This is a genomic window from Rhodococcus kronopolitis (assembly GCF_042654025.1).
GTDB classification, from domain to species: domain Bacteria; phylum Actinomycetota; class Actinomycetes; order Mycobacteriales; family Mycobacteriaceae; genus Rhodococcus_G; species Rhodococcus_G kronopolitis.
Genome location: NZ_JBHSFO010000012.1, coordinates 174,757 through 195,181, shown reverse-complemented (window position 1 = coordinate 195,181; position 20,425 = coordinate 174,757). Strand labels below are relative to the sequence as shown.

The following is a 20,425-nucleotide window of genomic DNA, read 5'->3' as shown; positions in this document are numbered from 1 at the left end:
TCAGCGTGACATTCCAGGAGGTGGAAAGCCCAGGAGGCCGACCGACCGAGTGGAGGACTGACGTGCGTACTCATCGTGAAATCGTCTGGCGTGCAGGGATCGCCGGCGCCGTGCTGGTGCTGTTGTCGGCTTGCGGCGGCGGGCAGGGCGCTCAGTCCGGCAGCCCGACCCCGGGGACATCGACGGCAGAGGTGGAACAGGCGCCGGCGCTGCCCGGGGCGCAGCCGATCTCGCCGAGCGACCGGGTCTACACCGCGGACCAGACCTCGAACACGGTGTCGGTGATCAACCCCGCTACCAACGAGGTCCTGGGGACGATCGCGCTCGGGTCGCAGCGGCTCGGCGACATCCTGGGACCCCAGTACCTGCGCAATGTCGACGTGCACGGTCTCGGATTCTCCCGGGACGGCCAATACCTCAACGCGGTCAGCGTCACGTCCAACACCGTCACGGTGATCCGCACGTCCGACAACAGCACCGTTTCGCAGACCACCGTGGGCCGTTCCTCCCATGAGGGGTTCTTCAGCCCGGACGGCCAAACCGTCTGGGTCGCGGACCGGGCACTGTCCCAGCTCGACATCGTGGATGCGTTGCAGGGCGGCGTCATCGGGCAGGTCAGCACCGAGCCGGGCCCGTCGAAGGTGTTGTTCAGCCCTGACGGGACTCGCGCCTACGTCAACCACTCACGCGCGGCGACGATCGACGTCATCGACGTCGCCTCGCGTGAGGTCGTGCAGCGGATCACCGGGCTCGCCGACCCATTCTCCTCCGACATGGCGCTCGCGCCCGACGGCACCGAGCTGTGGGCCGCGCACAAGAAGGCCGGCAAGGTCAGCGTCCTCGACCTGACGACTGGCACTGTCAGCGCGGTTCTCGACACCGGGCCGAACACCAACCACCCGGCATTCGTGACCACACCCGAAGCCGAGCTCGTCTACCTGACCGTGGGTGGCACCGACGAGACCAAGATCTACCAGCGTCACCCGGACGGGCCGCCCACCCAGGTCGGGTCCGTTCCGTCCTCCGGCGTCGAACCGCACGGCATCTGGCCCAGCCCCGACAACACCCGTGTCTACGTCGTCAACGAGGGCTCCGACAGCGTCGACGTCGTCGACACCGCCACCCGCTCGATCGTCACGACCCTGCGGACGGGACAGGAAGGTCAAGCGGTGGTGTACGTCGCCGATGCGGTGCCCAGTGGGCCGGGCACGGCCAACCTGACCCGGCAGGGCCTCAACCTTCCGGTCCAGAACGTCACCCCGACCCTGGTGGGTCCGGGCTCGAGCGATCTCATCGTGCGGGCCGTCGACGGGTTGGACATGGTCCAGTTCACCGGACGCGGGATGACCCCCGACACCCGCTACACCGTGTACGCCACACATGCCGGTCTGCCGGTCCCGCTGATGTCGTTCACCACCGACCAGAACGGGGACAAGCCGCAGGCACTGGCCTTCGTCCAGTTCCTCGGCGTCTACGACATCAACTCGGTCACCGTCAGACCCAGTACCGGCTGAACGGGTCTGCCGACAAAGCCGCGACCCGGCGCGTCGGGGCCGGGCTGGCGCAGACGACAGAACCCGCAGGGCTGCGGACGAACTGGTCCGAGCCTCTGCGGGTCCCGTTGGCCGTTCTGCGGACGGGCAGCCTCGAGTATGGCCGCTGACCGGGGGCTAGACGTTGAAGCGGAACTCCACCACGTCGCCGTCGGCCATCACGTACTCCTTGCCCTCCATGCGCACCTTGCCGGCGGCCTTGGCCGCTGCCATCGAACCCGCCTCGTCCAGGTCGGCGAAGGACACGATCTCGGCCTTGATGAAGCCACGCTCGAAGTCGGTGTGGATGACGCCGGCCGCCTGCGGGGCGGTGTCGCCCTTGTGGATGGTCCAGGCGCGCGACTCCTTGGGGCCGGCGGTCAGGTAGGTCTGCAGCCCGAGGGTGTGGAAGCCGGTGCGGGCCAGCGCGTGCAGGCCGGGCTCGGACTGACCGATCGAGTCGAGCATCTCCTGACGGTCCTCCTCGTCCAGCTCGAGCAGCTCCTGCTCGACCTTCGCGTCGAGGAACACCGCGTCCGCGGGGGCGACCGACGCGCGCAGCTCGGCGACCTTCGCCTCGTCGGTGAGCACGGCCTCGTCGGCGTTGAAGACGTAGAGGAACGGCTTGGTGGTGAGCAGGCTCAGCTCACGCAGCAGCCCGAAGTCCAGCTTGTCCTTGACGCTGAACAGGGTGGTGCCCTCGTCGAGGAATGCCTGCGCCTTGACCGCCTCGTCGTGCAGCGGCTTGAGCTCCTTGTTCTTGCGCGCTTCCTTGTCGAGCCGCGGCAGCGCCTTCTCGAGGGTCTGCATGTCGGCGATGACGAGCTCGGTCTCGATCACCTCGATGTCCGACGCGGGGTCGACGCGACCGTCGACGTGCACCACGTCGTCGTCGGCGAAGACGCGGACGACCTGGCAGATGGCATCGGCCTCGCGGATGTTGGCCAGGAACTTGTTGCCCAGGCCGGCCCCCTCGGAGGCGCCCTTGACGATTCCGGCGATGTCGACGAACGAGACCGTCGCGGGCAGGATCCGCTCGGAACCGAAGATCTCGGCGAGCCTGGTCAGCCGCGGATCGGGCAGCTCGACCATGCCGACGTTGGGCTCGATGGTCGCGAACGGGTAGTTCGCGGCCAGCACGTCGTTGTTGGTCAGCGCGTTGAAAAGGGTGGACTTGCCGACGTTGGGCAGTCCGACGATTCCGAGGGTAAGGCTCACAGTCTCCAGAGTCTACGGACCGGTGTGGGCGCCCTGCACACACCGGTCCGTAGACCTGCGGATCGGTACCCGCCGCTGCCGTCCTCGATGCCGCCGATCGCGGCGGCGATGATCCGCGCCAAGGCTCGTCGGCGGCGGGCAAGACGAGTAGCCCACGGCAGTGACATGCGGTGTCCCGGCGCCCACACTGAGAGGAGCGCAATCCGAGCACCCCGGAACCGCGCGGTGCGCCACGCCGCCACCAGGAGGAACACCATGACCAGAAACTCACTCCGCGCAGCGATAGTGGCCGCGGCCACCGTACCGGTGTTCGCGTTCGCCCCGGCGATCGCCGCCGCCGGACCGGCATCGCCGATGCCCGTGCCCGTCCAGCCCGCGTTCCTCAACCCACAGCAGGGCCCATTGGGTGCCGCGCTGTCCTGTGCACCCTTGGCCGTGATTCCGTTCGCCGGGGGCCTCGCCATCGCCTGCTGGGCCTGACGCGGGCGCTACCCTCGCTTTCTCGCGACCGTCACCGCCCATGTCGCGTCCGCTCGCCAGGGCCGAAGGTCCCAGGTCGCGAAGCGGTGTTCCTTGACCAACCCCACCGCCTCGAGATCCGCGTCGAGGTGATCGGCGGTGTATCGGTAGTCCGTGGCGAAGCCGGTGACCAGCACCCCGCCCGGCGCCAAGTGAGCGGCAAGCCTGCCCACCACCGTCCGTTCGGTGCCGGGTTCGACGAAGATCATCACGTTCCCGGCCACGACCACCGCGTCGAACTGCTCGCCGGGCAGGTCCAGCTCCGCGAGGTCCGCCAGGTGCACGGTCAGTTCGGCATGCTCACGCGCCGCCGCCACCAGTACCGGGTCCAGGTCGACGGCGGTGACCGCGTGCCCGCGCCGGGCGAGTTCGAGGCCGACACGCCCGGTGCCGCAGCCGGCATCGAGGACCCGCGAGACCGGCGCCAGCAGCGCGTCGACCATCCGCGCCTCGCCGTGCAGGTCCGCCCCGTCCGCCGCGAGCTGCTCGAATCGCTGAATGTAGGCGCGCGACTGCGCCTCGTCTCGCTCGTCCTGCCATCGGGTCACCGCTCCGAGACTACGTTTCGCTCCGCCGAACTGCCGCACCCCGCCGGTAGGGTTCGCGGCGAGCGACGGACCGGTCCGCCGCGCGCAGAACACAATTCACGCTGACGATCGCCCTTGAAAGGGGACACCCCGTGGCAGACACCTTGCAGGCCGGATCGAGCCTGGCAGCAGGCCAGTCGATCACCTCCGCCAACGGCGCCTACGCGCTGACGCTGCAGGACGACGGCAACCTGGTGCTGAGCGAAGGCGGCAACGCCGTCTGGGCCACCAAGACCAACGGCAAGAGCGCGGTCAAGGCCGACCTACAGGACGACGGCAACTTCGTCCTGTACACCGAGGGCAACGACGCCGTCTGGGCCTCGCAGACCTCGGGCAACTCGGGCGCCAAGCTCGTCGTCCAGGACGACCGCAACGTCGTCCTCTACGCCGGCGACAAGGCCGTCTGGGCCAGCGACACCGCTGTCGAGGTCACCGAGCCGGTGCCTGCCGCCGAGCCGGAGCCCGCACCGGCGCCCGAGCCGGCCGCTCCCCCGGCCCCGCCGGCCCCGCGCACCCACACCATCGGCGAGGGCGAGTCGCTGTGGGTCATCGCCGAGCGCTACTACGGCGACGGCAACCAGTACCAGCGCCTCGCGGATGCCAACGGCATTGCGAACCCGGACCTGGTCCACCCGGGACAGGTCATCACCGTCCCGTAGGCACCACCACACGAATCCGACGCGGCGGCACCGGCAGCAGTTGCCGGGGCCGCCGCGTCCGTATGTACACCGCCGCGGCGCCCACGGCCCGCGCAGTCGAAAGTGGGGACCGTGATCCGCTGGATCATCATCGCCGGGTTGTGGACCGTCGGACTGGGCGCGCTCGCGCTCGCCGTCGGGGTGACTGCCTGGGGGTGGGTCCCGGCCGTGATCGTGTTGGCGCTCGCCGCCCTCGGCACCCGGGACCTGCTGCAACGCCGTCGGAGCATCCTGCGGATATACCCCGTGCTCGGGCACGCGCGTTTCCTGCTCGAGAAGATCCGACCCGAGATCCAGCAGTACTTCATCGAATCCCCCACCGGTGGGACACCGTTCGACCGGGAGACCCGCGACCTCGTCTACGAGCGGGCCAAGGGCACCAAGGACGACGAGCCGTTCGGCACCGAGCGGGACGTGCAGGCCCCGGGCCACGAGTTCATGACGCACTCGCTGCGGGCCCGGATGGCGAACGACCAGGTCCCCACCGTGCGACTCGGCGGCCCGCAGTGCACGCTGCCGTACGACATCGCGCTGCTGAACGTATCCGCGATGAGCTTCGGCTCGCTGTCCGCCACCGCCGTCGAGGCGATGAACGCCGGCGCCGCCCGCGGCGGCTTCGCCCACGACACCGGCGAGGGCGGCATCAGTCCCTACCACCGCAGGCACGGCGGCGACCTGATCTGGGAGATCGGCTCCGGATACTTCGGATGCCGCACCACCGCCGGCGATTTCGACCCCGAGCAGTTTGCCGAGAAGGCCACCGACCCGCAGGTCAAGGCCATCTCCGTCAAGCTCTCCCAGGGCGCCAAGCCGGGCCTGGGCGGGGTGCTCCCCGGGGCCAAGGTGACCGCCGAGATCGCCGAGACCCGTGGCGTCCCGATCGGCCGGACCGTCGTCTCGCCGCCCGCGCACAGCGCCTTCGGCACCCCCAACGAGCTCGTCGACTTCGTCCACACCCTGCGCACCCTGTCCGGCGGGAAGCCGGTCGGATTCAAGCTGTGCGTCGGGTCCCGGGTGGAGTTCCTCGGCATCTGCAAGGCCATGGCGGCCAAGGGCGTCACGGCCGACTTCGTCATCGTCGACGGCGCCGAGGGCGGCACCGGCGCGGCACCGGTGGAGTTCGAGGATCACATGGGCATGCCGCTGACCGAGGGGCTGATGCTGGTGCACAACGCCCTGGTCGGGGCCGGCCTACGGGACCGGGTGAAGGTCGGGGCATCCGGCAAGGTCGCCAGCGGCAGCGACATCGTCAGGCGGATCATCCAGGGCGCCGACTTCACCCTGTCGGCCCGGGCGATGATGTTCGCGGTCGGCTGCATCCAGGCGCAGGCCTGCCACACCAACCACTGCCCCGTCGGCGTCGCCACCCAGGACCCCGCCCGCGCCCGGGCGCTGGACGTCCCCGACAAGTCCGCCCGCGTCCACCGGTTCCAGAAGTCGACGGTGGCAAGCGCCAAGCAGATGGTGGCCTCGATGGGCCTCGACGGCTTCGACGAGCTGCGTCCGTCCATGCTCAACCGCCGGATCGACGCGCACACCACCAGGACCTACGCCGAGCTGTACGAGTGGCTGCTGCCCGGCGAGCTGCTCGACAACCCGCCGGACGCCTGGCTCACCGACTGGATCGACGCCGACGCCGACCGGTTCTGACGCCCGGCCATGACCGCGACGGCCGCGGACGGCGCGCGGAGGGGAGAGCACAGGAATAGGGTGACGTAGGCCACAGTAGAGTGCCTGCCCAGGAGGTCCACCATGACCACCACCACCCCCGGCAAACTCCCGTCGGACCCGCACATCGAGTACCTGTACACCGACCCCGACCTGCCTCCGGTCGGCATCGTGGACCGGACCCCGATCACCACCGCGAAGAAGCTGGTGTTCGCGGCGATCGGCGTGGTCGGGGCCGTCGCCTGGACGATGATCGCGATCGTGCGCGGCGAGCATGTGAGCTCCGTCTGGTTTGTCATCGCGGCCGTGTGCACGTACCTGATCGCGTACCGCTTCTACGCCCGGCTGATCGAGAACAAGATCGTCAAGCCCCGCGACGACCGGGCGACGCCGGCCGAGGTGCTCGAGAACGGCAAGGACTTCATGCCGACCGACCGGCGGGTGCTGTTCGGTCACCACTTCGCCGCGATCGCCGGGGCCGGCCCCCTGGTCGGTCCGGTGCTGGCCGCGCAGATGGGGTACCTGCCCGGGACCATGTGGATCATCATCGGCGTGGTGTTCGCCGGCGGCGTCCAGGACTTCCTGGTGCTGTGGCTCTCCTCGAAGCGCCGGGGCCGCAGCCTCGGTCAGATGGCCCGCGAGGAACTCGGCGTCGTCGGCGGGGTCGCCGCCCTGATCGGCGTCTTCGTCATCATGGTCATCATCATCGCGGTGCTCGCGCTGGTGGTGGTGAACTCGCTCGCGGAGAGCCCGTGGGGCGTCTTCTCCATTGCCATGACCATCCCCATCGCCCTGTTCATGGGCGTCTACCTGCGTTACCTCCGGCCCGGCAAGGTCTCCGAGGTGTCCCTGATCGGCGTGGTGCTGCTGCTGCTCGCGATCGTCTCCGGCGGCTGGGTCGCCGACACCGGCTGGGGCACCGACTGGTTCACCCTCTCCAAGGTGACCCTCGCGTGGCTGATGATCGGTTACGGGCTCGCCGCGTCGGTGCTGCCGGTGTGGCTGCTGCTCGCGCCCCGCGACTACCTGTCCACCTTCATGAAGGTCGGCACGATCCTGCTGTTGGCCGCCGGAATCCTGTTGGCCCGTCCCGAGATCCAGATGCCCGCGACCACGTCGTTCGCCTGGGACGGCGACGGACCGGCGTTCTCCGGTTCGCTGTTCCCGTTCCTGTTCATCACCATCGCCTGCGGCGCCCTGTCCGGCTTCCACGCCCTGATCGCGTCGGGCACCACCCCGAAACTGCTCGAGAAGGAGCGGCAGACCCGGATGATCGGCTACGGCGGCATGCTCACCGAGTCCTTCGTCGCCGTCATGGCCCTGGTCACCGCGTGCATCATCGACCAGCACCTCTTCTTCGCGCTCAACGCGCCCGCCGCGCTGACCGGCGGCAGCGCCGCCACCGCGCCCGACTACCTCAACAACCTCGGCCTGCCCGGCCCCGACATCACCTCCGCCGCGCTCGAGCAGGCCGCCGCCGACGTCGGCGAGGAGTCCATCGTCTCGCGCACCGGCGGCGCCCCCACGCTGGCCTTCGGCATGTCGGAGGTGATGAGCCAGTTCATCGGTGGGTCGAGCCTCAAGTCGTTCTGGTACCACTTCGCGATCATGTTCGAGGCGTTGTTCATCCTCACCACCGTCGACGCGGGCACCCGGGTGGCCCGGTTCATGCTCTCCGACTCGCTCGGCAACTTCGGCGGCGCCGCGCGCAAGTTCAAGGACCCGTCCTGGCGGTTCGGCGCCTGGTTCTGCTCGATCGCCGTGGTCGGGCTGTGGGGCGCGGTCCTGCTGATGGGCGTCACCGACCCGCTCGGCGGCATCAACACCCTGTTCCCGCTGTTCGGCATCGCGAACCAGCTGCTCGCGGCGATCGCGCTGACGGTGGTGCTGGTGGTCGTGATGAAGAAGGGGCTGTTCAAGTGGGCGTGGATCGTGGCCGTGCCCCTGGCCTGGGACCTCATCGTGACCATGACCGCGTCCTGGCAGAAGATCTTCTCATCCGTCCCGGCGATCGGGTACTGGGCCCAGCACCGGGACTTCGTCGACGCCAAGAACGCGGGGCTGAGCAGCTTCGGCTCGGCGACAACGCCCGAGGCGATCGACGCGGTCATCCGCAACACCTTCGTCCAGGGCACCCTGTCGATCGTGTTCGCGGTGCTGGTCCTGATCGTCACGGTGATCGGACTCCTCGTCTGCGTCAAGGCCTTCCGGGCCGGCGGGCTGCCCGACACCGAGACCCCACCGGTGCCCTCGAAGCTCTTCGGACCGGCCGGCTTCGTGCCCACTCCGGCAGAGAAAGCCGTCCAGCACGAGTGGGACGAGCTGATCGCCGAGGGCAAGGTCCGCGCGCCCGGCGCCGCCCACACCGTCGGGGGGCACCACTGATGGCCGGGCCGCGCCGCGCCGCGCGCGGGCTGTGGTGGTGGGTCACCTCGGTGATGGGCGACCACGACTACGCCCGGTACGCCGAGCACCTGCGCCGCACCCACCCGGGCACCCCGGTGCCCAGCGAACGCGAGTACTGGCGCGCACGGTACGCGGATCAGGACGCCCACCCCGGCGCGCGCTGCTGCTGACCGCGTCGGGAGTGCGCCGAGTGTGCACCCGCCGTCACGTCGGCCGAGCGGCCCGCTCGGTTTGCGCGCACTCGGCGAGACGGTGATGTCCGATTTCCGCTAGCGCCGCCACCGGCGCGGCTGCCACAGTGGAGTCGTGACCGCACCACACCTGGACTTCGAGCGCTGCTACCGCGCGGTGTCCTCCCGCGACGCCCGCTTCGACGGGCAGTTCATCACCGCCGTGCGCACCACCGGCATCTACTGCAGGCCGTCCTGCCCAGCGATCACCCCGAAGCCCGGCAACGTCACCTTCCTGCCGACCGCGGCCGCCGCCCAGCAGGCCGGCTACCGGGCCTGCCGACGCTGCCTGCCCGACGCCGCGCCCGGGTCGCCGCTGTGGCACGTGCGCTCCGACCTCGCCGCCCGGGCGATGCGGCTGATCGCCGACGGCGCCGTCGAACGCGGCGGGGTGGCGGCGTTGTCGGCCTCGCTCGGGTACTCCACCCGTCAGCTCACCCGCGCACTGACCAGCGAACTCGGCGCCGGGCCGCTGGCCCTCGCCCGGGCGCACCGGGCCCACACCGCGCGGCTGCTGATCCAGACCACCGCGATGCCGATGTCCGACGTCGCGTTCGCGGCGGGCTTCTCGAGCATCCGGCAGTTCAACGACACCGTCCGCGAGGTCTTCGCGGCGACGCCATCGACGATGCGTGCCGAGGCCGCGCGGCGGACCGACGGCGACGGGCCGACGGCAGGCACCGTCCGGCTTCGACTGCCGTACCGGGGGCCGCTCGACACCGGCTGGCTGACCTGGCAGCTGTCCGCGCACGCCGTCGACGGCCTGGAGCGGTGCGCGGCAGGCGAGTACCGCCGGGCGCTGCGGCTGCCGCACGGCACCGGGGTGGCCGCGGTCCGGATCTCCGCCGCCCATCAGGATCACGCCGGCCACGTGCTCACCGAGCTGACCCTGCGGGACATGCGCGATCTCGCGCCCGCCGTGGCCCGGCTGCGGCACCTGCTCGACCTGGACGCGGACCCGCAGGCCGTCGACGCCGCACTGAGCGCCGACCCGGACCTGTCCGCGAGCGTCGACGCCGCGCCCGGCATCCGGGTGCTGGGCAGCCTCGACGCCGAGGAACTGTTGCTGCGCACCATGATCGGGCAGCAGGTGTCGGTGGCCGCGGCCGCCACCGCGACCGCGAGGCTGGTGGCGCACCTGGGCGAGCCGGTCGAGGACGCGGTGCTCACGCACGGATTCCCCAGTGCCGCAGCCGTTGCCGCGCGGGGACGCGAGGTGCTCGCCGGCCCCGCGCGGCGGATCGACGCCGTCGTGGGCGTGGCGGCGGCACTGGCCGACGGCGCGCTGGTGCTGCACGGCGGGCGGACGTCGGCGGACCTGCGCGCGGAACTGCTCACCTACCCCGGGATCGGCCCGTGGACGGCGGACTACGTCACCATGCGCACCCTCGCCGACCCGGACGTGCTGCTGCACACCGACCTCGTCGTCCGACAGGGCGCGGCCGCGCTCGGCATCGACCTGGCCGGACGCGACCGCTGGTCACCCTGGCGCTCGTACGCCTCGATGCACCTGTGGCGTACAGCGCTCGTCCACCGCGGCGTTATCCCACCCACACTTCCCGACAGTGAGGACCCGTCATGACCGCCCACTACGCCACCGTGCCCACCCCCGTGGGACCGTTCACCACCGTCGTCGACGCCGATTCCGCAGTGCTCGCCGCGGGCTGGACCGCGGATGCCGAACAGCTGCGGGCACTGATCCACCCCGACCTGCGGCCCGCCGACCTGACCGAGCGCGCCGAACTCGGCGCGGTCACCCGCGCGGTGACCGACTACCACGACGGCAACCTGACGGCCGTCGATTCGGTTGTGGTGCGACAACATTCGGGCGAGTTCCTGGTGCACGCCTGGGACGTGCTCCGCAGCGTGCCCGCCGGCGACCCGATCACCTACACCGAGTTCGCGGCCCGCTCCGGCCGGCCGGCCGCGGTCCGTGGCGCGGCGTCGGCCTGCGCCCGCAACGCCGCCGCGCTCTTCGTGCCGTGCCACCGCGTGCTGCGGGTCGGCGGCGACCTCGGCGGCTTCCGGTGGGGTTTGCCGACGAAACGCTGGCTGCTCGACCACGAGGCAGTTTCGCGGTAGGTCGCGGTAGATTCGGCCCCACCAGACCCGGAAGGACCGAACGTGAGCGAAACGCCCACCACCGCCGCCCCGAATCCGGCGCGGCGACACTTCATCGACCGCGGCGACGTGCTCGGCGCGGGCGGCATGTGGCTCGCCAAGTGGTCGCTGTGCCTGGTCGCGATCGCCGCCGGAGCCTGGGTGGTGTGGGCGGCCCTCGGCCAGCTGTGGGTGGTCGTGCTGCCGGTGCTGATGGCCATCGTGGTGTCCACGGTGCTGTGGCCGCCGACCCGGGCGATGACCAGCCGCGGGCTCCCGCCCGCCGCCGCGGCCGGCATCACGCTGGTCGGGTTCGTCGCCGTCCTGTCCGGCATCATCGCGCTGATCATCCCGTCCGTCGTCGACCAGGCGCCCGAACTGGCGAACAAGGCGAGCGCCGGCCTCCGGCAGGTACAGGAGTGGCTCAAGGGCCCGCCGGTGAACCTGCGCGACGACCAGATCGACTCGGCCGTCCAGGCGATCATCACCAAGCTGCAGTCGAGCGCGCAGTCCATCGCGACGGGCGTCTTCAGCGGGGTCAGCGCGACCGCCTCCATGCTGATCGCCTTGTTCCTGGTGCTGGTCCTGACCTTCTTCTTCGTCAAGGACGGGCCGCGGTTCCTACCCTGGCTGCACGGGGTCAGTGGCGGCCGCGCCGGGCGGCACTTCGAGGCCGTGGCGGTGCGGGTGTGGGACACCCTCGGCGGCTTCATCCGGACCCAGGCACTGGTCAGCTTCGTCGACGCGTTCTTCATCGGGCTGGGCCTGGTGATCCTCGGGGTGCCGCTGGCACCGGTGCTGGCGATGCTCACCTTCCTCGGCGGCTTCATCCCGATCGTCGGCGCCTTCGTCGCAGGCGCGCTGGCGGTGCTGGTGGCGCTGGTGGCCAAGGGCTGGACCACCGCCCTGATCGTCCTGATCATCGTGCTGGCGGTGCAGCAGCTGGAGGGCAACGTGCTCCAGCCCGTGCTGCAGAGCCGGAGCATGAACCTGCACGCCGCCATCGTGCTGCTCGCGGTGACCGCGGGATCGTCGCTGTTCGGGATCGTCGGCGCCTTCCTGGCCGTCCCGGTGGCGGCCTGCGGCGCAGTGGTGATCCGCTACATCGGCGAACAGGTGGACCGAAAGCTCGACGAGCAGGGCGACGACGCGGACGGCGCGCCGCCGGGCGTGAGTGAACCCCGCACCGACGACGCCGAGCCGCCGGCCCCCGCAGCAGGGTCTCCGGAAGTCGGGTCACCCGCCGCGGACGCCGTCCTCCCCGACCGCGTCTGAACCACCGACTGAGCCCCGGCTGACGTCGCCCGTGGGCGCGGCGTCAGCCGGCGACCACCTCGAGACTCGAACCGGTCCGACCGCGAATGACGTGCAACCGGCTGGGAATCCGCTGTCGCATCTCGTCGACGTGGCTGACGATGCCGACCACCCGGCCGCCCTCCCGGAGTTCGTCGAGGACGCCCATCACCGACTCGAGGGTGTCCGCGTCGAGGGTGCCGAAACCCTCGTCGATGAACATGGTGTCGAGCACCAGTCCACCGGACTCGGCCGCGACCACGTCCGCGAGCCCGAGCGCCAACGCGAGCGACGCCAGGAACGACTCACCACCGGAGAGGGTCTTCGCCGACCGCACGACGCCGGTGTAGTCGTCGCGGATGTCGAGCCCCAGTCCGCCGCGCTTGCGCCCGGTGCCTGCGCCGTCGGCGTGCACGAACTCGTAGCGGCCCGCCGACATCCGGCGCAGCCGGGTCGATGCCGAGAGGGCGACCTCCTCGAGTCGGGCCGCCAACACGTAGGACCGCAGCGACATCTTGCGCGCGTTCTGCCCGCGGCCCTCGATCACGTCGGCCAGCCCGGCCAGTTCGTCGTGCCGGGCCTGCGCGGGCGCCAGCGCCTCGACCTCCGCCGCGAGCTGGCCCACCAACCGCTCCAGGTCCTGCTGGCGGCGCTGCGCGTCGGCCGCCACGCCCACCGCGGCCTTCACCGCGATCGTCGCCGCCAGGTCCGCCGCCTCAGCGTCGGCCGGGTCGGAGGGTTCGAGCAGCACGGCGGCCGCGGTATCGGGCTCGGCCAGCACCGCCCCCACCCGCACCTCCAGGTCCCGGGCGGCGCGCAGCGACTCCTCCATCGTGGCGATCCGACGGGCCTCGCGGACCGCGTCGACCGCCGCCTCGACGGTGTCGAACCCGGCCTCGGCGGCGGCCCCGGCCACCGTCCGGGTCAGGGCATCGGCCGCATCCCGCGCGGACGCGGCCGCGAGGCGCTGGTCCCGGAGCCCCGATGCGGCGCCGGCCAGCCCGTCGAGCCGGTCGCGTCGGGTCCGCAGCCCCTCGCCCGCCCCGGTGGCCGCGTCGACCCGGGCCCGGATCTGTGCGAGTTGCGTTTCCGCCGAATCGATCTGGGCGTCGAGCGCGGCCAGTTCCGCGGCGATCGATCCGGCCCGCTCCTGCAGTCCCGACGACTCCGCCCGGAGCTCCGCCAGTGCCGTCGTCAGCGCCGGTTCACCGTCCGCCAGTGCCGCGGCCTCGGCGTGCCGCGCGCTGGTCTCCGCCACCCGCACCTTCAGTTCGTTGGGGTCCCCGTCACCGCCGCGCTCGATCTGGACCTCGACCGCGAGCTCGACCTTCGTCAGCCGCGCCGACGCGGCGTCGACCGCGTCCGAGCAGGCCTGCTCGGCGACCCGCGCCGACTCCTCGTCCGCCTTGGTGACCACCGAGTCCGGCCGCTCGGCGGGCCGCGGGTGCTCGGCCGCGCCGCACACCACACAGGGGTCGCCGTCGACCAGCTCGGCCGCGAGCTCCGCGGCCATCCCGGCGAGCCGGCGTTCGCGGAGGTCGAGGAGCTCACCGCGGGCCCGCAGGTGGCGGTCCCGTGCGTCGGCCAGTTCCTGCGCGGCGGCCGTCCGGGCACGGCGCGCCGCCGCCAGTTCGGTCGCCGCCGCCAGGGCCTCCGACGCCGCCGTCCGGGCCGCGGCCAGCGCCGGCACCGTGGCGGCCGCCAGCCGGGCCGCGGCCAGCTCCGCCTCGGCGGTCTGGACCAGCTCCGGCAGCAGCTCCCGTCGCCGCGCGAGTTCGGTTTCCGCAGAACAGAGTTCGCCGCGCCGCAGCCGGTGGTCGAGCACCGCCCCCGCCAGTGCGTCACCGGTCTGGGACTCGACGATCAGGCCGTCGAGCCGCGCCACCTCCCCCGCCCAGTCCCGCACGGCGGCCGCGAGCACCTCGCTGTCGGTGGGAGCCGGCGGCCAGGACAGGCGCGCGAGCAGTTCCGCGCCCTCGTCGCTCGCACCGATCCGGTCGGCCAGGTCGGTCAGCCGCGCCAGCTCGCGCCCCGCGACCTGCGCCGCGACCGTCTCCTGCTCCCGCAGCGCCGCAACCGGGGCCGCGCGCTGGGCGCCAGCGAGTTCGCCGGCCACCCGGGCGCGGGCCGGGGCCGCCGCCTCGTGGTCGGCAAGCTCCGCCGCGGCCTGGGCTGCCCGCTGCTGCAGCCGCAACACCCGCCGGTCCTCGGCCAGGGCCGCGCCGGTCGCGGCCGCGGCCGCCTCCGCCTCGGCGAGGTCGAGCAGGGCCTGCGAGGCCACCTCCCCGGCGTCGATCTCGAGCTTGCGCGCCCACACCAACGGCTCCGCGTCGGCGCCCGCCTCGATGCCTGCGGCCGTCGAGACCCGGGCGACCATGAGGTCCACCGACTTTCGGCTCGCCTCGAGCTTCGCCGCGCTCTCCCGACGGCGGGCCACGAACCAGTCCTCGACGGTGCCGAACCGGGAGGTGTCGAAGAGCCGCTCGAGCAGGTTGCCCCGCTCGTCGGTGTCCGCCCGCAGGAAGCGCGCGAAGTCGCCCTGCGGGAGCAGCACCACCTGGAAGAACTGATCGGCGCTCATCCCGAGGAGTCGACCGACGGCCTCCCCGATCTCGTCGAGCCGGGTCAGGTTCTGGCCGTGCCCGTCGAGCCACTCCAGGGTCGCCTTCGCGTTCTCCTTGGTGGTGCCGGTGCCCCGCAGTTTCGGCCGCTGGTACTCGGGGCTGCGGGTCAGCCGCAGCCGGCGGCCCCCGATGGTCGCCTCGAGCGTCACCCGGGGCACCGCGCCGGGCGCGGCGTGGTCGGAGAGCAGCCGCTTGCCCTGCTGGCGCGCGCCGGGGACGGTGCCGTAGAGGGCGAACGCCACCGCGTCGAGCACCGTCGTCTTGCCGGCGCCGGTCTGACCGTGCAGCAGGAACAGCCCGTCCGCGCCCAGTTCGTCGAAGTCCACGGTCGCCGTGTCACCGAACGGGCCGAATGCCGTGACCTCGAGGCTGTGCAGTCTCATGCGATGTCCGCCTCGGCGCCGGCCGCGTTCTCCGGCTCGCGGATCGCGAGGCTCAGCGCGCGCTCGAGCAGCCGGAGCTCCCCGGCGGTCGGCTCGCTGCGCATGTCGGTCAGGAAGCTGGTGGCGATCTGGGTGTCGGTGCGGCCGCGCACCTTCTCGCGGTAGCGCAGGTCCGCCACGCCCTCCGGACGGTTCCACTCGAGGTGCACCATGTGCGGGAACCGCTCCCGCAGGGTCCGCATGGCGTCCTGCGGGCGGACCGGGTCGGTGAGCACCGCGGACACGTAGTCGTCCACGGCGGCGGCGAACTCGTCGCCGGACAGCAACTCCTCGACGGTGCCGGTGAGCTGGCTGAGCCCGCGCACCACGGGCAGATCGTGCCGGACCACCTCGCGCAGTCCGTCCGCGTCAAGGTCGACGATCCACACGGCCTTGCGGTGCGACCGCTCGCCGAACGAGTACGGCAGCGGCGAACCGGAGTAGCGGACCCGCTCGGTGAGCGTCTGCGGCGAGTGCAGGTGACCGAGCGCGACGTAGTCGACCCCCTCGAATGCCGACGCGGCGACGGTCTCGACGCCGCCGACCGAGATCGACCGCTCGGAACCGGTCGCCTCGGCGCCCACCACGAAGGCGTGCGCGAGCAGCACCGTCCGCGGCGGCCTGCCGTCGACCGCACGGCCGTCGCGGTCGACCCGGATCCGCGCCATCGCGGCGTCGAGGATCGCGGCGTGCGACCGCGCCGAGGGCACTCCCAGCTCGGCGCGGGTGGCCTCCGGTTCCAGGTACGGGATCCCGTAGAACGCCACCGGCCCGTGCTCGTCCTCGAGCAGCACCGGCCGGTCCACCTCCGACACCCGGGTCATCAGGTGCAGCCCACCGGCCGCCGAGAAGGCCGCGCCGGCACCGAGCCGGGCCGGCGAGTCGTGGTTCCCGGAGGTCGCGACGATCACCGCGCCTGCGGCCCGGATCGCCTCGAATCCCCTGTTGCACACGGTGACCGCATCGGCGCTCGGGATCGCCCGGTCGTAGACGTCACCCGGCACCACCACCACGTCGACCGCGTGCTCGGTGACGAGTCCCGCGACGGCGTCGAGCACGGCGGCCTGGTCGGCCAACAGGTCCACCCCGTGGAAGGTGCGCCCGATGTGCCAGTCGGAGGTGTGCAGGATTCGCATGGCCCGACCGTAGTTGACCCCACCGACAGCACCGCCGGGCTGCCCGGCGACGCCCGCGGACCCGCCTCCCGGCACATGTCGGTGGCCTCGGGCACTATCGCGGCATGGAACCCGTCACCGCACTCGGACTCCTCGTCGCTTTGGCCCTCGGCGTCGCAGTCGGCTGGCTCTGGCACGCCTCCCGGACCGGTCAGCACGCGGCCCGCGCGGAGGCTCAGCTCACCGCGCTGCGCGAGAACGAGAAGCTGCTGCGCCAGTCGCTGTCCTCGGTGAACGAGGACGCGGCCCGGCGCACCTCCGGCGCGGTCGGGGAACAGGTCGCGCACCTGGTCGGCCCCCTGCACGAGGCCGTCGACGCCCTCTCGGTCCAGGTGCAGCAGGTCGAACGAAGCCGGGTGCACGCCTACGCCGGGCTGACCGAGCAGGTGAACGGGATGCGTCGGGCCTCACAACTGCTGACCACCCAGACCGGCCAGCTGGTGACCGCTCTGCGCGCACCGCAGGTCCGGGGCCGCTGGGGCGAGATACAGCTGGAGCGGGTGGTCGAGCTCGCCGGCATGGTCAAGCACTGCGACTTCGAGACGCAGGTCAGCGAGGAGGGCGTCCGGCCGGACCTGGTGGTCCGGCTGGCAGGCGGCAAGAACATCGTGGTGGACGCGAAGGTCCCGTTGGCGGCCTTCCTCGACGCCGCCCAGGAGGAGGACGTCGCGACCCGGGACGGGCACCTGGTGCGGCACGCGCGGCAGCTGCGCACCCACGTCGACCAGCTCTCCGCCAAGGCCTACTGGGCGTCGTTCGACCCGACGCCCGAGTTCGTGGTGTTGTTCGTGCCGGGCGACTCCTTCCTCGACGCGGCGTTGGCCGCCGACGCCGGGCTGCTCGAGCACGCGTTCGCCAAGAACGTCATCCTCGCCACCCCGACCACCCTGGTCGCGCTGCTGCGCACCATCGCGCACACCTGGCGTCAGGAGACCCTCTCCCGCGAGGCCGACACCATCCATCGGCTCGGCCGCGAGCTCTACGGCCGGCTCGGCATCGTCGGCACCCACCTCGACCGGCTCGGCTCGCAGCTGGGCAAGGCCGTCGAATCCTTCAACCTCACCGCCGCGTCGATGGAGACCCGGGTGGCCGTCACCGCTCGCAAGCTCCACGATCTGGAGGTCGGCAGCGGCGAGGTGCCCGAGGTGAGTCGCATCGATTCGTGGCCGCGGACGGTCGGGCTCGCGGATCTCGGGCACGCCCCCGGTCCCGCCAACGAGGTGATCGGGTCGTGAACAGCTAGTCTCGTGGGGTGTCTGCAACCCAACGTGCTCGCTCTGGGGTGCCGCTCGATGCGCGGTCAGTCGTCCCCACAGTCCCCGGCGTCCCCGCGTGGGGCGCCGTCCTCATCGCCGCGGGCACGACCTTTGTCGGGTTTGTCATCGACGCGCTGCGCGGGACGGAACTGACCTCGGCCTTCGCGGTCTTCTACTTCCTCGGCTGTGTCGCCGCCGTACTGGCGGTCCGCGGACGCGCGCTCTTCACCGCCCTGGTCCAGCCCCCGCTGATCCTGGTCGTGGCCGTACCGCTGGCTTACCAGATGCTGACCGTCGAGTCCGGCGGCGGCCTCAAGGGCCTGGTCTTCAACATCGCGCTCCCGCTGGTCAACCGCTTCCCCATGATGATGGTGACCACACTCGTCGTCGCCGCGATCGCGGGTTGCCGGTACTACCTCAACGCCCAGGCGCGAGTGCGCCCGGCTCGCGCCGCGCGCGGGGGCCGCACCGCGACGGAGTCCCCGGCCACCGCCTCGGACCGCTCCGCCGGGCGGACCGCCACCGGACCGAACACCCGAGTGCCCGGGCAGCCGTCCACCCGCCCGCAGCCCACCCGACGCCCACGTTCCGGCGACCACCTGACCGGTGCCCGACCGAGGTCCGTGGACATTGCGTTCGAGGAGACCGACCAGTTCGACCGCGACCGGCAGTTCGACCACGAGCAGACCGCACGCCGCGCGGCGCCGGCGGCTCGGTCACCGCGTCAGCCGCACCGGACCGCACCGGAACCGGTCCCCGTCGGCGAAGGCAGGCCCGGCCGACCGGAAGCGGCCCGCCAGTACGGCCGCCTGCCCGGACCGGACGGTGCCGGCCACCCGCTTCCGCAGGTTCGCTACCGTGACCGCCACGACGAACCCTGACAGTCAAACAACCAGACCGACCAGGCGGCCCCTGACCGACCGAGCGCCCTGACGGGCGGCGGGCCCGATCGGGCCCGCGGCCGGCGTCAGGCGTTCGGCGTCGCCGACTGGCGCAGCTCCCGCGGGAGCGAGAAGACCAGCGTCTCGTTGGCCGTCGTCACGGTCTGGACGTCCGCGAACCCGTGATCGGCGAGCAGGTCGATGACCCCGGAGACCAGGATCTCCGGCACCGAGGCTCCCGAGGTGATACCCACCGTCTGCACCCCGTCGAGCCACCCGAGGTCGATCTCGCGGGCGTAGTCGACCAGGTAGCTGGCCTTCGCGCCGGCACCCAGCGCGACCTCCACCAGCCGGACCGAGTTCGACGAGTTCCGCGACCCGACCACGATCACCAGGTCGCACTCCGGCGCCATTGCCTTCACCGCGACCTGACGGTTCTGGGTGGCGTAGCAGATGTCGTCGCTCGGCGGGTCCTGCAGCAGCGGGAACTTCTCCCGCAGTCGCGCCACGGTCGCCATCGTCTCGTCGACGCTCAGCGTCGTCTGCGAGAGCCAGATCACCTTCGCCTCGTCCCGGACGGTGATCGCCTCGACCGAGTCGGGGCCGTCGACCAGTTGCACGCGATCGGGCGCCTCACCCGCGGTCCCCTCGACCTCCTCGTGACCCTCGTGCCCGATCAGCAGGATGTCGAAGTCGTCGCGGGCGAACCGCTTGACCTCCTGGTGCACCTTGGTGACCAGCGGGCAGGTGGCATCGATGGTGTGCAGGCTGCGCTCCGCCGCGGCCTCGTGCACGGCAGGCGACACACCGTGCGCGGAGAACACCAGGACCGAGCCCTGCGGGACCTCGTCGGTCTCGTCGACGAAGACCACGCCGCGTTCGGTCAGCGTCTCGACCACGTGCCGGTTGTGCACGATCTCCTTGCGGACGTAGAGCGGTGCGCCGTGCTTCTCGAGCGCACGCTCCACCGTCTCGACCGCGCGGTCGACGCCGGCGCAGTACCCGCGCGGCTCCGCCAGCAGGATGCGCTTGCCGGTCGTACCCGCCGCGGACGTACCGGAACGGGCGATACCCAGGTTCAAGGGGACAGCAGAAGACATGCCTCAAGGGTACGGGGGACGCGCGAGTACCGGCCGATCACCCGCGATCGGCCCCGTCGGCTACCAAATGCGGCGACGGTGAGGCAGGCTAGGAGCATGATTCGTCCTCCTTTCGCCGCCCGCGTGGCCGCCGGAATCGCCGCCACGGTCGTCGAAGAGGTACAGAAGCTGCCGACCACCGCCATCTCGCTGCCGATGACCGCGATCAGTCAGATGCTGCAGACGTCGATGCGCGTCCAGCAGTCCGTGACCGCGCTGGCGATCAAGGGCGACGAGGCGCTGTCGGTGCTCTTCCACACCGACCAGGAGCAGCCGAGCTGGGCGACCTTCGACGAGGACGCGGCCCCCGTCTCCACCGACGGCCGGTCGACGACCGGAAACGGCGCCGCCCCCGCCAAGCCCGCCAACCAGGGCCGGTTCGAGCTCTACTCGATGCCGCCCGGCGCCGACGCCGACGCCGACCCGGCCGCCGCCACACCCACGGCCGCACCGAAGGCCGAGACCGCGACCGACGGCGGCGACACCGCGCCGGAGATCGCGACGTACCTGGACTACGACAACCTCACCCTCGCCCAGTTGCGCGCGCGGCTGCGGTCCCTGTCGGTCGAGGAGCTCACCGCGCTGCTCGCGTACGAGAACGCCGCCCTGTCCCGGGCCCCGTTCCAGACGATGCTGGGCAACCGGATCACCACCGCTACCGCCAAGTGACCGCCGCC

At 71.7% G+C, this 20,425-nt stretch carries 17 protein-coding genes; 12 read left to right on the top strand and 5 right to left on the bottom strand.

Annotated elements, in window-relative coordinates; genetic code table 11:
• The first annotated feature begins 62 nt into the window (after nt 1-62).
• A complete protein-coding gene (locus ACFO6S_RS17890) occupies nt 63-1,514 on the top strand; it encodes a beta-propeller fold lactonase family protein (RefSeq protein ID WP_378419283.1) in 1,452 nt (483 codons plus the stop codon).
• 156 nt (nt 1,515-1,670) lie between these two features.
• On the opposite strand, the gene ychF is transcribed toward ACFO6S_RS17890, so the two are convergent.
• Nucleotides 1,671-2,750: a redox-regulated ATPase YchF gene (ychF, locus tag ACFO6S_RS17885; protein ID WP_378419281.1), complete on the bottom strand. Its 1,080-nt coding sequence runs from the start codon at nt 2,748-2,750 to the stop codon at nt 1,671-1,673.
• A gap of 255 nt (nt 2,751-3,005) precedes the next feature.
• Between ychF and ACFO6S_RS17880 the strand changes: the two genes are divergently transcribed.
• Nucleotides 3,006-3,230, top strand: a complete 225-nt coding sequence (locus ACFO6S_RS17880) for a hypothetical protein (protein ID WP_378419279.1) — start codon at nt 3,006-3,008, stop codon at nt 3,228-3,230.
• Nucleotides 3,231-3,238: 8 nt separating this feature from the next.
• Here the strand turns inward: ACFO6S_RS17880 and ACFO6S_RS17875 are convergent, their stop codons facing one another.
• A complete protein-coding gene (locus ACFO6S_RS17875; protein WP_378419277.1) occupies nt 3,239-3,817 on the bottom strand; it encodes a class I SAM-dependent methyltransferase in 579 nt (192 codons plus the stop codon).
• Between the two features lie 131 nt (nt 3,818-3,948).
• Here ACFO6S_RS17875 and ACFO6S_RS17870 point away from each other — a divergent pair, with 131 nt between their 5' ends.
• The 7 genes from ACFO6S_RS17870 to ACFO6S_RS17840 all read left to right on the top strand — a co-directional run bounded on the left by ACFO6S_RS17870 (nt 3,949) and on the right by ACFO6S_RS17840 (nt 12,233).
• Complete coding sequence (locus ACFO6S_RS17870; protein WP_378419275.1) at nt 3,949-4,515, top strand: LysM peptidoglycan-binding domain-containing protein; 567 nt, start codon at nt 3,949-3,951, stop codon at nt 4,513-4,515.
• A gap of 111 nt (nt 4,516-4,626) precedes the next feature.
• A complete protein-coding gene (locus tag ACFO6S_RS17865) occupies nt 4,627-6,204 on the top strand; it encodes an FMN-binding glutamate synthase family protein (RefSeq protein ID WP_378419273.1) in 1,578 nt (525 codons plus the stop codon).
• A gap of 102 nt (nt 6,205-6,306) precedes the next feature.
• Nucleotides 6,307-8,607: a carbon starvation CstA family protein gene (locus tag ACFO6S_RS17860; protein ID WP_378419271.1), complete on the top strand. Its 2,301-nt coding sequence runs from the start codon at nt 6,307-6,309 to the stop codon at nt 8,605-8,607.
• Complete coding sequence (locus tag ACFO6S_RS17855) at nt 8,607-8,798, top strand: YbdD/YjiX family protein (RefSeq protein ID WP_378419269.1); 192 nt, start codon at nt 8,607-8,609, stop codon at nt 8,796-8,798. The genes ACFO6S_RS17860 and ACFO6S_RS17855 overlap by 1 nt, the downstream gene beginning before the upstream one ends.
• 136 nt (nt 8,799-8,934) lie before the next feature.
• Complete coding sequence (locus ACFO6S_RS17850; RefSeq protein WP_378419268.1) at nt 8,935-10,440, top strand: DNA-3-methyladenine glycosylase 2 family protein; 1,506 nt, start codon at nt 8,935-8,937, stop codon at nt 10,438-10,440.
• Nucleotides 10,437-10,940: a methylated-DNA--[protein]-cysteine S-methyltransferase gene (locus tag ACFO6S_RS17845; RefSeq protein WP_378419266.1), complete on the top strand. Its 504-nt coding sequence runs from the start codon at nt 10,437-10,439 to the stop codon at nt 10,938-10,940. Before ACFO6S_RS17850 ends, ACFO6S_RS17845 begins: the two co-directional genes overlap by 4 nt.
• Before the next feature lie 42 nt (nt 10,941-10,982).
• The gene (locus ACFO6S_RS17840; RefSeq protein ID WP_378419264.1) at nt 10,983-12,233 is read left to right on the top strand and encodes an AI-2E family transporter; all 1,251 of its coding nucleotides are present in this window, start codon (nt 10,983-10,985) and stop codon (nt 12,231-12,233) included.
• 43 nt (nt 12,234-12,276) lie between these two features.
• On the opposite strand, the gene ACFO6S_RS17835 is transcribed toward ACFO6S_RS17840, so the two are convergent.
• Nucleotides 12,277-15,258, bottom strand: a complete 2,982-nt coding sequence (locus ACFO6S_RS17835; RefSeq protein ID WP_378419263.1) for an AAA family ATPase — start codon at nt 15,256-15,258, stop codon at nt 12,277-12,279.
• The gene (locus ACFO6S_RS17830; protein WP_378419261.1) at nt 15,255-16,433 is read right to left on the bottom strand and encodes an exonuclease SbcCD subunit D; all 1,179 of its coding nucleotides are present in this window, start codon (nt 16,431-16,433) and stop codon (nt 15,255-15,257) included. Before ACFO6S_RS17830 ends, ACFO6S_RS17835 begins: the two co-directional genes overlap by 4 nt.
• A 104-nt stretch (nt 16,434-16,537) precedes the next feature.
• On the opposite strand from ACFO6S_RS17830, the gene ACFO6S_RS17825 reads away from it, so the two are divergent.
• Together ACFO6S_RS17825 and ACFO6S_RS17820 are read left to right on the top strand one after the other, a co-directional pair.
• A complete protein-coding gene (locus tag ACFO6S_RS17825) occupies nt 16,538-17,707 on the top strand; it encodes a DNA recombination protein RmuC (RefSeq protein WP_378419259.1) in 1,170 nt (389 codons plus the stop codon).
• Between the two features lie 17 nt (nt 17,708-17,724).
• Nucleotides 17,725-18,609 (top strand): DUF6542 domain-containing protein, encoded by an 885-nt coding sequence (locus tag ACFO6S_RS17820; protein ID WP_378419258.1) that lies wholly within the window; start codon nt 17,725-17,727, stop codon nt 18,607-18,609.
• Nucleotides 18,610-18,695: 86 nt separating this feature from the next.
• Here the strand turns inward: ACFO6S_RS17820 and ACFO6S_RS17815 are convergent, their stop codons facing one another.
• On the bottom strand, nt 18,696-19,709 hold the full coding sequence (locus ACFO6S_RS17815; RefSeq protein WP_378419256.1) for a 4-hydroxy-3-methylbut-2-enyl diphosphate reductase: 1,014 nt from the start codon (nt 19,707-19,709) through the stop codon (nt 18,696-18,698).
• Between the two features lie 96 nt (nt 19,710-19,805).
• Between ACFO6S_RS17815 and ACFO6S_RS17810 the strand changes: the two genes are divergently transcribed.
• Nucleotides 19,806-20,417, top strand: coding sequence for a lipid droplet-associated protein (locus ACFO6S_RS17810; RefSeq protein WP_378419254.1), 612 nt, complete (start codon nt 19,806-19,808; stop codon nt 20,415-20,417).
• Nucleotides 20,418-20,425: the final 8 nt, after the last annotated feature.